Annotated in this window: 14 protein-coding genes, 1 tRNA gene and 1 pseudogene; 8 read left to right on the top strand and 8 right to left on the bottom strand. The window is 70.3% G+C overall.

The features are described 5' to 3' along the window. Positions 1 to 183 precede the first annotated feature (183 nt). The 5 genes and pseudogenes from QYS60_RS21720 (at position 184) to QYS60_RS21700 (ending at position 2,269) form a co-directional block, all read left to right on the top strand. Complete coding sequence (locus QYS60_RS21720; RefSeq protein ID WP_169833332.1) at positions 184 to 327, top strand: hypothetical protein; 144 nt, start codon at positions 184 to 186, stop codon at positions 325 to 327. 297 nt (positions 328 to 624) lie between these two features. Further along, entirely contained in the window at positions 625 to 1,326 is a 702-nt protein-coding gene (locus tag QYS60_RS21715) for a type 1 glutamine amidotransferase domain-containing protein (RefSeq protein ID WP_371384248.1), read from the top strand. A 46-nt stretch (positions 1,327 to 1,372) separates the two neighbouring features. Continuing rightward, positions 1,373 to 1,755: pseudogene (locus QYS60_RS21710) on the top strand (glutathione-dependent formaldehyde dehydrogenase); the annotation flags it as partial. A 54-nt stretch (positions 1,756 to 1,809) separates the two neighbouring features. After that, on the top strand, positions 1,810 to 1,962 hold the full coding sequence (locus QYS60_RS21705) for a hypothetical protein (RefSeq protein WP_289377280.1): 153 nt from the start codon (positions 1,810 to 1,812) through the stop codon (positions 1,960 to 1,962). Positions 1,963 to 2,089: 127 nt separating this feature from the next. Next, positions 2,090 to 2,269, top strand: coding sequence for a hypothetical protein (locus QYS60_RS21700; RefSeq protein WP_040781381.1), 180 nt, complete (start codon positions 2,090 to 2,092; stop codon positions 2,267 to 2,269). A gap of 31 nt (positions 2,270 to 2,300) precedes the next feature. Here QYS60_RS21700 and QYS60_RS21695 read toward each other — a convergent pair whose 3' ends face one another. The 8 genes from QYS60_RS21695 to QYS60_RS21660 form a co-directional block, all read right to left on the bottom strand. After that, on the bottom strand, positions 2,301 to 2,471 hold the full coding sequence (locus QYS60_RS21695) for a hypothetical protein (protein WP_162919285.1): 171 nt from the start codon (positions 2,469 to 2,471) through the stop codon (positions 2,301 to 2,303). 181 nt (positions 2,472 to 2,652) lie between these two features. Continuing rightward, positions 2,653 to 3,315, bottom strand: a complete 663-nt coding sequence (locus QYS60_RS21690; protein WP_235157130.1) for a hypothetical protein — start codon at positions 3,313 to 3,315, stop codon at positions 2,653 to 2,655. Positions 3,316 to 3,628: 313 nt separating this feature from the next. Beyond that, positions 3,629 to 3,705 (bottom strand) — tRNA-Leu (locus QYS60_RS21685). 118 nt (positions 3,706 to 3,823) lie between these two features. Beyond that, positions 3,824 to 4,780: an exopolyphosphatase gene (locus tag QYS60_RS21680; RefSeq protein WP_371384247.1), complete on the bottom strand. Its 957-nt coding sequence runs from the start codon at positions 4,778 to 4,780 to the stop codon at positions 3,824 to 3,826. Beyond that, on the bottom strand, positions 4,777 to 5,304 hold the full coding sequence (locus QYS60_RS21675) for a DUF501 domain-containing protein (protein ID WP_289377283.1): 528 nt from the start codon (positions 5,302 to 5,304) through the stop codon (positions 4,777 to 4,779). Before QYS60_RS21675 ends, QYS60_RS21680 begins: the two co-directional genes overlap by 4 nt. After that, positions 5,301 to 5,963: a septum formation initiator family protein gene (locus QYS60_RS21670; RefSeq protein WP_371384246.1), complete on the bottom strand. Its 663-nt coding sequence runs from the start codon at positions 5,961 to 5,963 to the stop codon at positions 5,301 to 5,303. Before QYS60_RS21670 ends, QYS60_RS21675 begins: the two co-directional genes overlap by 4 nt. A gap of 10 nt (positions 5,964 to 5,973) precedes the next feature. After that, positions 5,974 to 7,260 (bottom strand): phosphopyruvate hydratase, encoded by a 1,287-nt coding sequence (gene eno / locus QYS60_RS21665; RefSeq protein WP_003935106.1) that lies wholly within the window; start codon positions 7,258 to 7,260, stop codon positions 5,974 to 5,976. A 153-nt stretch (positions 7,261 to 7,413) separates the two neighbouring features. Further along, complete coding sequence (locus QYS60_RS21660) at positions 7,414 to 8,175, bottom strand: lytic transglycosylase domain-containing protein (RefSeq protein WP_371384245.1); 762 nt, start codon at positions 8,173 to 8,175, stop codon at positions 7,414 to 7,416. Between the two features lie 139 nt (positions 8,176 to 8,314). Between QYS60_RS21660 and efeU the strand changes: the two genes are divergently transcribed. Genes efeU through efeB form a run of 3 tightly spaced genes read left to right on the top strand, consistent with a single transcriptional unit; the run spans position 8,315 to position 11,623 of the window. Next, a complete protein-coding gene (gene efeU, locus QYS60_RS21655; protein ID WP_003935108.1) occupies positions 8,315 to 9,193 on the top strand; it encodes an iron uptake transporter permease EfeU in 879 nt (292 codons plus the stop codon). Between the two features lie 28 nt (positions 9,194 to 9,221). After that, positions 9,222 to 10,361, top strand: coding sequence for an iron uptake system protein EfeO (gene efeO / locus QYS60_RS21650; RefSeq protein WP_371384244.1), 1,140 nt, complete (start codon positions 9,222 to 9,224; stop codon positions 10,359 to 10,361). Then, positions 10,358 to 11,623, top strand: a complete 1,266-nt coding sequence (efeB, locus tag QYS60_RS21645; RefSeq protein ID WP_371384243.1) for an iron uptake transporter deferrochelatase/peroxidase subunit — start codon at positions 10,358 to 10,360, stop codon at positions 11,621 to 11,623. Before efeO ends, efeB begins: the two co-directional genes overlap by 4 nt. Positions 11,624 to 11,659: the final 36 nt, after the last annotated feature.

Raw genomic sequence — 11,659 nt, 5'->3', positions numbered from 1 at the left:
GACGACACGTCTCGGTCGATCGCTTCCGGTCGGGCGAGTACAGCGTGATTTCGGTCGAGCACCACCCACCGAGCCCTGCCCCGGAACTGCCGTACCCGCATACCGGGTGCGGGTGTAGCGGCGGCAGCGTCGGGGTACCACAGCTACGCCGCCCGACACGGCTCGCCGGCCCGAAAGGACATCATGCACAACGAAACCGAGTTCCAGACGCCGCTCTTCGTCGAGCCCACCACTCCCGGCGACGAGGGCAGCACCGAGCCCGTCGCGACCTCGCAGCCGCCGAGCGGCCCGTACGACTACAACGCCATCTTCTCCGCCCGGGCCTGATCGCCGTCCGCGTCGTTCCGCACTGCGGTAAATCGGTTTCGGACTGCGGGATGACCTGCCCGCCAGACGATCCCGGCGCCGCCCTCGCAACGGATGACCCGTGCGGCCGGACCGCCGCCCGGTCGCGTACAGTGGACCACGGCCGGAGGGGAAGACCCGGCCACGCGAACGCCCCGGCTCCGTGCCGGGGCGTTCGTCATTCCGGGCGGTGCCCGGAACGACGATTGGAACCGGCCGGGAACGGGAACGCACCCTGTGGGTCGCCCCACGACCCGTTCCCGACCGGAAGGATTGATCATGACCGAGGTGCTGTTCGTCGTGACAGGAGCCGATCACTGGACGCTCGCCGACGGTACGCAACACCCGACGGGATTCTGGGCCGAGGAACTGATCGAGCCGTACCGGGTGTTCACCGATGCCGGCTTCCGTCTCACGTTCGCCACGCCGGGCGGCCGCAGCCCGGTCGTGGACGAGGCCAGCCTCGCACCCGACGCCGCCGGCGGCGAGGACCGCAGTGACGAGCTGCGGCGGACCCTCACTGAGCTGAAGCCGGTCCTCGACTCGCCCGCCGTACTCGAGGACGTGCGCGCCGAGGACTACGACCTCGTGTTCGTCCCGGGCGGGCACGGCCCGATGGAGGACCTCGCCGTGTCCGAACCGTTCGGCCGGCTGCTCGCGGAGTTCATGGCCGCCGGCAAGCTCGTCTCCGTCGTATGCCACGCTCCCGCAGCGTTGTTGCCCGCACGAGGTGCCGACGGCGGCTGGCTCTTCGACGGGTACCGGATGACCGGATTCACCAACGAGGAGGAGACGCAGGCCGGGCTCGCCGAGAAGGCGCCGTGGCTGCTCGAGGACCGCCTCCGCGAGAGCGGCGCCCGATTCGACGCGGGGCCGGCATGGGAATCACACGTGGTCGTCGACCGCAGCCTCTACACCGGGCAGAACCCGGCGTCGTCGCGGGCGGTGGCCGAGCGAGTGGTCGAGGCGACGAAGAGTTAGTCCGTTCGCTACACGAGGACTCTCGGAGGGCGGATCGGACACCCTGTGGTTCACAGCCGGACGCGTAATCGTGATCGATCAGCTCGACTACCGACCCGAGAAGGCGCACACGTTCGCGCACGCCGAGATGTACAACCCTGAACTGGGCGATGGACGCGGTTCGCAAGGGCGGGACGATCCCGGTGATGGGCGCGTACGGCCCGACGTTCAGCGCCGTGAAGTTCGGGGGCGCCATGAGGACTGACGCTGCGGATGAACCAGTGCCCGGTCGAGCGTCGATCGCCACGCTTGTCCGAGCACATCCGTAACGGTTACCTCGACCCTAAAGAGATTGTCACTCAGAGAATCCCACCCGAGCACATCGCGGAGGCCTATCACATCATGTCGGCCGAGCTGGACGACTGCATCAGGAAACGTCGCTCCTCGTGACCGCCGGCGGGACTACGCCTTGCATACATACCGGGCATCCGGTTTCCTGTAGCTGTGCGCTGCCCGTGGAAGTGGGACAAGGACGAACCGCTCTTCGGTGACCCCGAGTCCCCGCGCGGCATGGTGGCGATCGTCGCCGTCGTCGTCGCGGTCGTCGTCTCGGCGACAGTGCTGTTGCTGCTGGCCTCGGGCGGGACGCTGCGCTGAGGCTGCGGCGGAAGGCTCGCCGGCGGCAATGGCGGCTGCCCTCGTGTCACCCCTCCCCTGCGTTTCGGGGCGTCGCATTCGGCCGAATGCGGCCCGAAGGGAATGCTCGCCTGGAACGATTCCGGGTGTGAAGCACTTTCGGATTGTGGACCGAGACGGTGCCGTCATCGACCAGCAGTCGTTCGAGACCGAGGACGAAGCCCTCGCATGGGCGCACACCCGCCCGCGGTCGGGAGCCCCGGAATGGACGCTGGAGGAACAGGTCGGGCACGACTGGGAGGAACGGGAGAACCGGGAGCGGCCCTGACCCGACCGGTCGGGACCGCCCCGGCCGTGGATCACCCCTTCTGACGCTTCGCCCAGGTCAGCAGTAGCTTCGGCTCTCCGGGATCGGAAGAATCGAGTTCCAGCGTGGCGTCTTCGGGAGCGCCCGCGAGGAAGGCCCGGACGATGCTCATCGTGACCGGCGTCGTGAGGGACAGAACGGCACTTTCGGATTCGTTCGACATGTTCCGAACGTATCGTCATCGCGGACCCCGTGCCGGGTGGGAAGAGCGGTCGAACTACCCGACGGCAACTGGATCGGTGGCGTGTCGTCGGTTCTCCCCGCCTGACGACGTGTCCTGCCGAACCCTCCCGGATGTCGTGAACGATCGCCGCTTCCGCCGGGTCTCTGCTCGACGGGTCCCGTCAGGGAGTCAACGCCCGGCAATCGTCGAGCTGAGCAGGGGGCTGTCCACCGCCCCGTTCCCGGCTGTCGTCCTGGATGACCGTGCCGACGTACCGATTCGTGAACGGGATCCGGTCGGCCTCCACGGTCCCCTGCAGCACGATCCTGCCGTTGACCCTGGCCGTGTACCGGTTCCCGTCGGCACGCAGCTCGACGACCGCGCCTTCGGGGAACTTCGACGTGGACGCGTACTGCGGCGTCCCTGCAGCGGGGGCGAATCCGTTCGGGCTGGAAGGATCCTCGTAGTACAACGCCATCATGCTCTCGGTAAACGCGAACTGCACACCGGTGTCGACACCGGGATTGGCACGCACCACCGGTCCGATCGACGAGTGCTCCGGGTCGCGTCCGTTCCAGCGGACCACACACCGCATCACCTGCGTCTCGCTCGGCATCGGCTCACTCCAGAACGCGAGACTCAGCGGAGTCGACGGAGTCCCCCGGCCGTCGAGATGACCGTTCACGATCTTCAGGGTGCCGCCCCCGTGGGTGATCCAGTTCGGGCCGAGCGGACCGTCCGGACGATCGAAGTCGTCGGCCGCACGCAGGACCAGCGGAGCCGGTGCGCGGCGGATGCCCTCGACCCCCTCGTCGGCGGTGGCCACGAGCGGGGAGGCTGCCATTCCTGGAATCGGAGCGAACTCCGGCGCGGAGGCGCGGACCTGTTCGTCCGCGGTACCCGGATCCGCGGAGGCAAGGGGTGAGACTCCGGTTGCGAGGGCCAGCGACCCCCACACGATGCCGAGCCGCACTGCACCCCTCCGGACGGACGCGCCCAGGCGATCGTTTGGTTCGGTAAGCACACAGGGCATTGTAGGGGCGGAAGTCGCGGCTGCCAGTGATGCCCGTCACGACCATCGCCCTCGGTCCCACGCGGGGCGGTCCGGAAGCCGTATCGAACGCGCCGGTCGGGTCGGCTCACAGCTGGTTGGGTTGTGGTGCCCCCAGTCGGACTCGAACCGACACTCGGCGGATTTTAAGTCCGCTGCCTCTGCCAATTGGGCTATGGGGGCGCATGAAGAGAGTAGAGCGTGGCGCCTCGGGGCCCGCAGCCGCGTCGCGCCCAGTCATCCGCGGAGACGATCGTCAGCGCGTACGGCTGGGCGCGGAGCGGCTGAGTGCCGCGGCTGCCTACGCGATCGACAGTGCGATCCCGTCGAGGATGTCGTGCTCGCTCACGACCAGCTCGTCGATGCCCGCGCGACGAGCGAGTTCGTCGGCCAGCACGGTCGTGACGACGGCTCCGCCCCCGATGACGTCGACCCGTCCGGGGTGCATCGGGCCGAGCGCGGCGCGTTCGTCGTGGGTGGCGGCGAGCAGGCCGTCGCACACCTCGCGCAGCCGGTCGAAGCCGACGGTGGACAGGTGCACCCGCTCGGGGTCGTATTCCTCGAGCCCGTTCGCGAGCGCCGCGATCGTGGTCATGGTGCCGGCGACGCCGACCCAGGTGCGAGCCTGCTCCACCGGCACGTGGGCGAGCGCTTCGGTGATCTTCTCCCCCGCGAACGTGCGCGCCGCGGCGACCTGCTCGGCCGTGGGCGGGTCGTCGTGCAGGCACCGCTCGGTCAGGCGCACGCACCCGATGTCGGTGGAGTAGGCGGCGTGCACGCCGTCCGCGTCGCCGAGCACCACCTCGGTGGAACCGCCGCCGAGGTCGACGACGACGAACGGCCCGCGTGCCGGGTCGAGTTCGCCCACGGCGCCGGTGAAGGACAGCCGCGCTTCCTCGTCGCCGGAGATGACTTCGGCCTCGGCACCGGCGATCACCGCGCCGAGGACCTCGCGGGTCATGGCGAAGAAGTCGTCCCGGTTGGCGGCGTCGCGGGTGGCGGACGTGGCGACCATTCGCACCGCCTGCGCCCCGGTCTCGCGGATGAGGCCGGCGTATTCGACGAGGGCGACGCGGGTGCGTTCGATCGCCTCGGGGGCGAGCCGGCCGGTCGCGTCGACGCCCTGGCCGAGCCGCACGACCCGCATCAACCGGGTGACGTCGGTGAGCCGGCCGTCGTCGTCGAGATCGGCGATGAGCAGGCGGATGGAGTTGGTGCCACAATCGATCGCCGCGACGCGGCGGGTACCCGCGGTCACTCGCCCTGCCCGCGCAGTTCGGCGTAGGTGGGCCAGTCGGCGGGGATCGCGGTGCCGCGCAGGCCGGCGTCGGCGGCGAGGGCGACGGCTTCGTCGCCGAACGGGTTCACCCCGGGTCCTTTGGCGAGGGAATGTGCGATGAGTACGTGCAGGCACTTGACGCGATCGGGCATGCCGCCGCCGCTGAAGTCGGTGCCGAGCGATTCGATGGCGTCGCGTTCGGCCAGGTAGGACTCGTGGGCACGGCGGTACGCGGCCGCGATCTCCGGGTCGGCGGCGATCCGCTCGGTCATCTCCTTCATGACCCCACCGGATTCCTGCCGGCTGGCCTCGGCGGTGAGCCGCGGATCGGTGAGGTAGAACAGCGTCGGGAACGGCGTGCCGTCGGGCAGCTTGGGTGCGGTCTTCACCACGCCGGGGGCGCCGTCCGGGCAGCGGTAGGCGATGGCGAGAACGCCACGCGGAGCCCGCCCGAGCTGGGCGGCGACGGCGTCGAGGTCTTCCTGTGCGACGGGATCGGTCACCCGGTCGGTTCTCCTGGTTCTGGGGGCGCCACCGGCATCTGCCGCGGCACCGGGGCGGGTTCGGGTTCTGGCGCGGGCACGGACACCGACTGCCACAGGTCGCTGTACCAGGCGCCCGTGGAAGGCAGTTCCTCGGCTTGCTCGGCGACCGGTTCCTCATAGTCGCCGGGCAACTGCACCTGGTAGGGGGTTTCGCCGGGCATGACGAACCGCAGGCGCTCGCGGGCCTGGGCGCGGATCCACGCGGGATCCTCGATCTGCGCCTTCTGTTCGCGCAGCGCCGCGATCTCCTGCTCGAGCTGCGCCCGTTCCGCGGCGACCCGCTCGGCCTCGGACCGTTGGCTGACGTACGTGCGCAGCGGAACCGCAAGGGTCAGGGCGAGCCCGCACACCACGAGGGCGAGGACGACGGCACGGCCGGTGGACAGGCCGAAGAAGGTGCGCTCGGTGCGGGCGGCCCGGGACTCGCGCGGCGTCCCGACCCGGGTGGGCCGGGCCCGGCCCCCGGTGCCTCCGGTGCGGGCACCGGAGGCGTCGGCGGTCGGTTCCGTCGAGGCAGTCGGTCCTGCCGGGCGGGCCCGGCTGGGCCGCCGAGCGCCCGGCGCACCCTCGGTGCGGGTGCGCCGGGCGCCGGGCCGGGACCTACCGCGCTGGCTCATGCGGGTGCGCTCAGCCCTCGATGTTGAAGCGCGGGAACGCCAGTTCGCCGGCGTACCGGGCGGCGTCGCCGAGCGACTCCTCGATGCGCAGCAGCTGGTTGTACTTGGCGACGCGCTCGGAGCGGGCTGGGGCACCGGTCTTGATCTGGCCGCTGCCCACGGCGACGGCGAGGTCCGCGATGGTGGTGTCCTCGGTCTCGCCGGAGCGGTGGCTCATCATCGACTTGTACCCGTTGCGATGCGCGAGATCGACCGCGTCGAGGGTCTCGGTGAGGGTGCCGATCTGGTTCACCTTCACGAGCAGCGCGTTGGCGGCGCCCTTGACGATGCCTTCCTCGAGGCGCTCGGGGTTGGTGACGAAGAGGTCGTCGCCGACCAGCTGCACCTTGTTGCCGATCTTGTCGGTCAGCGCGACCCAGCCGTCCCAGTCGTCCTCGCTCAGCGGGTCCTCGATGGACACGAGCGGGTATGCGGAGAGCAGCTCGTCGTAGAAGTCGGCGAGCTCGTCCGCGGTGCGGTCCTTGCCCTCGAACTTGTAGCCGGTGCCCGCGGTGTAGAACTCGGTGGCGGCGACGTCGAGCGCGAGCGCGACATCCGTTCCGAGCTTCAGACCGGTCTTGGCGACGGCCTCGCTGATGAGGTCGAGGGCCTCCTTGGTGCCGGCGACGTCGGGCGCGAATCCACCCTCGTCACCGAGGCCGGTGGCCAGGCCGCGGCTCTTGAGCACGGACTTGAGGGAGTGGTACACCTCGGCGCCCCAGCGCAGGGACTCCTTGAAGGTGGGCGCGCCGATCGGGGCGACCATGAACTCCTGCACGTCGACGCCGGTGTCGGCGTGGGCGCCGCCGTTGAGGATGTTCATCATCGGCACAGGCAGGATGTGGGCGTTCGGGCCGCCGAGGTAGCGGAACAGCTCGAGCCCGGAAGACTCGGCCGCGGCCTTGGCGACGGCGAGGGAGGCACCGAGGAGCGCGTTGGCTCCGAGCCGGCCCTTGTCGGGGGTGCCGTCGGTGTCGAGGAGGGCCTGGTCGACGGTGCGCTGTTCGGTCGCGTCGAGACCGATGATCGCCGGGGCGATCTCGCCAAGGACGCCCTCGACGGCCTGCTCGACGCCCTTGCCCAAGTAGCGCTCGCCGCCGTCGCGCAGCTCGACGGCCTCGTGCTCACCGGTGGAAGCACCGGACGGCACCGCAGCGCGGGCGAAACTTCCGTCGTCGAGCAGCACCTCGACCTCGACCGTGGGGTTACCACGCGAATCGAGGATCTCGCGGGCTCCTACCTGCTCAATGATGGCCACTGGCTGATTCTCCTTCGATGGACTTCACGCTGCGGGGTCTGCACGCTGGGGACAGCCTAACCGCCCCGACCTGCGCCCGAAGCACGGCGCGCCCCGCGGTGGCGGCCACCGGCGGGTTGCCCGGTGGCGAGGCGGACGGATCGGACGGTCGCGTCAGGGCTGGCGACCCACCCCGTACGCGGCGGCGCGGTCGCGTACCAGAGCGAGGTACTCACCCGAGAGGTTGTAGGCCATGAGAGCGCGCGTCCACCCCTCGGCAGTGGTGAGGTCGCCTCCGCGGTCGCACAGATAGCGGCCGGCGGACAGGGCCGCGTCGTCGATGTTGTCGGGATCGGCGATGCCATCGCCGTTCGCGTCCACACCCCAACGGGACCAGGTCTCGGGAATGAACTGCATGGGCCCGACGGCCCGGTCGAGAACGGGATCACCGTCGAGGCGCCCCCCGTCGGTGTCGCGGATCTCGGCCAGTCCGGGTCCGCCGTCGAGGGGCACACCGCGGATCGGCGGGTCGACGCGGCCATCTGGGGCGATGGCGGCGCCGTTGTACCGGCCGTGCCGGCTCTCGACGCTTCCGATACCGGCGAGGGTCGTCCAGGCGAGACCGCAGCCGGGGCGCGCGGCGGCGAGCACGGCGGCGGCGTGACCGTATGCCTCGAGGGCGGTGCGAGGGATGCCGAGTGCCTCGGCCTGCGGCGCGGCCCAGTCCCGCAACTGGTCGGCCGTGCGGCCGGGGGCGTCGACGTCGATCGCCGGGACGGCGGTGCCGGGTGCGGGCGGGACGCCGTCGGGGATCGGGATGCGCGGCTCGCGTGGGCTCCAGACCGCAACACCGACGACCACGAGGATCGTCGCAGCGACGGCGCCGAACAGGACGCGCGGCCACGGTGAGCGTCGCGGCGAGGCGGCAGGGGGCATGGTTCCCATCATCCATATCGCTGTTAAAGCGCAGGTAAAGACACCGAGGTCCCTGTTGCCGGCGTCCCCGCCGGGTGTATGTTTTCGGCTTGCGTCACCTAAGAGAGGTTCGCCTCACCTAACCGTTGGAGTCGTGTCCATGTCAGTGCTTGCCGTGAGTTCCGGAGCCCCGTCGATCGCCACCCAGCTGACGGGCTCGTCTCTCATCGGTCTCCGCGAAGGCCTCGAAGCGGGCATCGTCGTGATGATCCTCGTCGCCTTCCTCGTCAAGTCCGAACGCCGCGATGCGCTGCGGTGGGTATGGCTCGGCGTCGGCACTGCCGTCGCCATGGTGGCCGCGACGTTCGCGATCATCCATCTCGGCACCACAACCCTCACCGGGCTCGCCGCCGAAGTCGCCGCGGGTTTCGCCTCGCTCGTCGCGGTGGTGATCGTGACTGCCATGGTGCTGTGGATGCGCACCGCATCGCGGTCGATCTCGGGCGATCTGCGCGCCGGGATGGAGAAGGCACTGCTCGCAGGACCGGCCGCGGTACTGACCCTGTCGTTCTTCGCGGTCGGGCGTGAAGGCCTGGAAACAGCGCTGCTGATGGTCGGGTACGCCGAGAACACCGCCGGCAGCGCGTGGCCGCTCGTCGGCCTGCTCCTCGGGCTCGGCGTGGCCGCCGTCCTCACGGTCCTGATGTACCTCGGGGCGATCCGGATCGACATGGCCCGCTTCTTCCGGTACACGGGGGTCTTCCTGGTCGTGGTCGCCGCCGGCATCCTGGCCTACGGCCTGCGCGCCCTCCAGATCGGCGGCGTCCTGCCCGGCGGCTCCACTCTCGCCTTCGACATCTCGGCCCACTACGACGCCGGCAGCTGGTACGGAACCGTGCTGGCCGGCATCTTCAACCTCCGCCCGGATCCCACGATCCTGCAGGCCGTCGCGTGGGTGAGCTACCTCGCCGTCGTTCTGTACCTGTTCCTGCGTCCCGTCGCGCCGACGCGCACGGCCGAACCGGCCGTCGCCGCCTGACCCCTTCTGTTCGAAAGGCACCGATCACATGCGCCGATCCACGTACGCCCTCGCGGCGGCAGCGGCCCTGCCCCTCGCTCTGGCGAGCTGCACCGAGAAGTCGACCGCAGCCGACGACTCGATCGCCGTCACCGCCACCGACAACGCGTGCGAGGTGGCGGCGACGAAGGGCCCGACCGGGCACTCCACCTTCAGCATCACGAACAACGGAACCACGGTCACCGAGTTCTACGTGTTCGCCGCCGGCGACCGGGTGATGGGCGAGATCGAGAACATCGGCCCAGGACTCACCCGGCAGCTGATCGTGAACCTGCCCGAGGCCGGCACCTACGAACTGTCCTGCCGCCCCGGAATGGTCGGCGACGGCATCCGGCAGGAATTCGTGGTCACGGGTGACTCCCGGGCGGCCACCGACGCCGACGGCAAGCTCGCCGAGGCCGGGGACGGTTACCGCCGGTACATCCGCAGCCAGACCGAGGCGCTCGTCTCCGCCACCGGCGGGTTCGTCGCCGCCGTGAAGGCGGGCGACGTCGACGAGGCCAAGCGGCTGTTCCCGATCAGCCGCACCTACTTCGAACGGATCGAACCCGAGGCGGAGAGCTTCGGCGACCTCGATCCCCGGATCGACCTGCGTGAGGCCGACCTCGAGCCCGGTCAGGCGTGGACCGGCTTCCACCGGCTCGAGAAGGACCTGTGGGTGCAGGGCGCCCAGCCCGACACGGCCGCGATCGCCGATCGACTCGCCGCCGACGTCCAGGAGCTGGCCGATCTGGTGAATGCCGACGACTACACGGTCGATCCGACCAAGATCGCCGGCAACGCGCAGGGTCTGCTCGACGAGGTCTCGACCTCGAAGATCACCGGCGAGGAGGACATCTTCTCGCACACCGACCTGTGGGACTTCCAGGGCAACGTGGACGGCTCCCAGGCCGCGGTCGCGGCCCTGCGCCCGATCCTCGACGCGAACGACCCGCAGCTGGCGCAGGCCATCGACGCCCGCTTCGCCGATCTGGACGCCGCGCTCGCGCAGTACCGGCAGGGTGACGGCTTCGTCTCCTACGACACGGTCACGGAGTCGCAGCGCCAGGAGCTCTCCCGCCTGCTCGACGCACTCTCGGCCGAGGTGAGCAAGGTGCAGGGCGTCGTCGCGGGGGCAGCGGGCGCATGAGCGAGACGCCGAGCTCCGCACCCGCGTCCCGCGCGGGCATCTCCCGCCGGCGCCTGTTCGGTGCCGTCGGCGCCGGCGCCGCGCTCGCCGGAGCGGGCGCGGTGGTCGGCCGGGTCACCGCCCCCGGCACGGACGCCGGCCACGCCGGCACCGTCCCGTTCCGGGGTCCGCATCAGGCCGGGATCGTCACCCCCGCCCAGGACCGCATGCACTTCGTCGCCTTCGACGTCACCACCGACGACCGGGAGGAGGTGATCGCGCTGCTGAGGAGGTGGACCGAGATGGCCGAGCGGATGACCGCCGGGCGCGAGGCCACCGAGGACGGCGCCACCGGCGAGGGCCCCTACCATCCGCCCACCGACACCGGCGAGGCTCTGGACCTCGACGCCTCCCAGCTGACCCTGACCATCGGGTTCGGACCGTCGCTCTTCGACCGGTTCGGATTGTCCGATCGCAAACCTGCTGCGCTGCAGGACCTTCCGCACTTCCCGGCGGACAACCTCGATCCCGCCCGCAGCGGCGGCGACATCGCGATCCAGGCGTGCGCCAACGATCCACAGGTCGCGGTGCACGCCGTCCGCAATCTGGCACGGGTCGCATTCGGCACCGCATCGGTGCGCTGGTCACAGCTCGGCTTCGGCCGCACCTCGTCGACCTCCACGTCGCAGCAGACACCGCGGAACCTGTTCGGGTTCAAGGACGGAACCAACAACCTCAAGGCCGAGGATCCCGCGTCGCTCGCCGAATCGGTCTGGGTCGACGCCGACGACGACCAGGCCTGGCTCGCCGGCGGCACCTACCTGGTGGCGCGACGGATCCGCATGCTCATCGAGCAGTGGGACCGGGCAGTGCTGCAGGAACAGGAACAGGTGATCGGCCGCACCAAGCGCGAGGGCGCTCCGCTCGGGAAGACCGGCGAGTTCGACGAACTCGATCTCGAGTCCAAGGGGCCCGACGGGCCGTTCGTCCCCGTCGACGCGCACGTGCGGCTCGCGTCGGCCCAGCATCTGGGCGGGCTGAGGATCCTGCGCCGGGGGTACAACTTCACCGACGGCTCCGACGGCTTCGGTCATCTGGACGCGGGCCTGTTCTTCATCGCATTCTGCCGTAATCCGCTCGAGCAGTTCGTGCCGATGCAGCGCGAACTGGCACGACGGGACGCACTCAACGAGTACATCCAGCATGTCGGGTCGGCGGTGTTCGCGTGCCCGGCCGGGCCGGCGCCGGGCGAGTACTGGGGGCAGGCGCTCTTCCAGGCGTGAACGAGACGGTGCGAAGGGGGCACGTCGCGCGGGCAC

The organism is Rhodococcus sp. GXMU-t2271, from assembly GCF_041414735.1.
GTDB lineage: Bacteria > Actinomycetota > Actinomycetes > Mycobacteriales > Mycobacteriaceae > Rhodococcus > Rhodococcus indonesiensis.
Note: the sequence above shows the minus strand (reverse complement) of the source record. Positions and strands in the feature narration are given on the sequence as shown.

Excerpts from the sequence above, each read along its gene's own strand:
- QYS60_RS21670 (WP_371384246.1), bottom strand. The coding sequence starts at position 5,963 with ATGAGCCAGCGCGGTAGGTCCCGGCCCGGCGCCCGGCGCACCCGCACC.
- QYS60_RS21660 (WP_371384245.1), bottom strand. The coding sequence starts at position 8,175 with ATGCCCCCTGCCGCCTCGCCGCGACGCTCACCGTGGCCGCGCGTCCTG.
- efeU (WP_003935108.1), top strand. The coding sequence starts at position 8,315 with ATGTCAGTGCTTGCCGTGAGTTCCGGAGCCCCGTCGATCGCCACCCAG.
- QYS60_RS21720 (WP_169833332.1), top strand. The coding sequence starts at position 184 with ATGCACAACGAAACCGAGTTCCAGACGCCGCTCTTCGTCGAGCCCACC.
- QYS60_RS21695 (WP_162919285.1), bottom strand. The coding sequence starts at position 2,471 with ATGTCGAACGAATCCGAAAGTGCCGTTCTGTCCCTCACGACGCCGGTC.
- efeB (WP_371384243.1), top strand. The coding sequence starts at position 10,358 with ATGAGCGAGACGCCGAGCTCCGCACCCGCGTCCCGCGCGGGCATCTCC.
- QYS60_RS21690 (WP_235157130.1), bottom strand. The coding sequence starts at position 3,315 with ATGGCAGCCTCCCCGCTCGTGGCCACCGCCGACGAGGGGGTCGAGGGC.
- efeO (WP_371384244.1), top strand. The coding sequence starts at position 9,222 with ATGCGCCGATCCACGTACGCCCTCGCGGCGGCAGCGGCCCTGCCCCTC.
- QYS60_RS21715 (WP_371384248.1), top strand. The coding sequence starts at position 625 with ATGACCGAGGTGCTGTTCGTCGTGACAGGAGCCGATCACTGGACGCTC.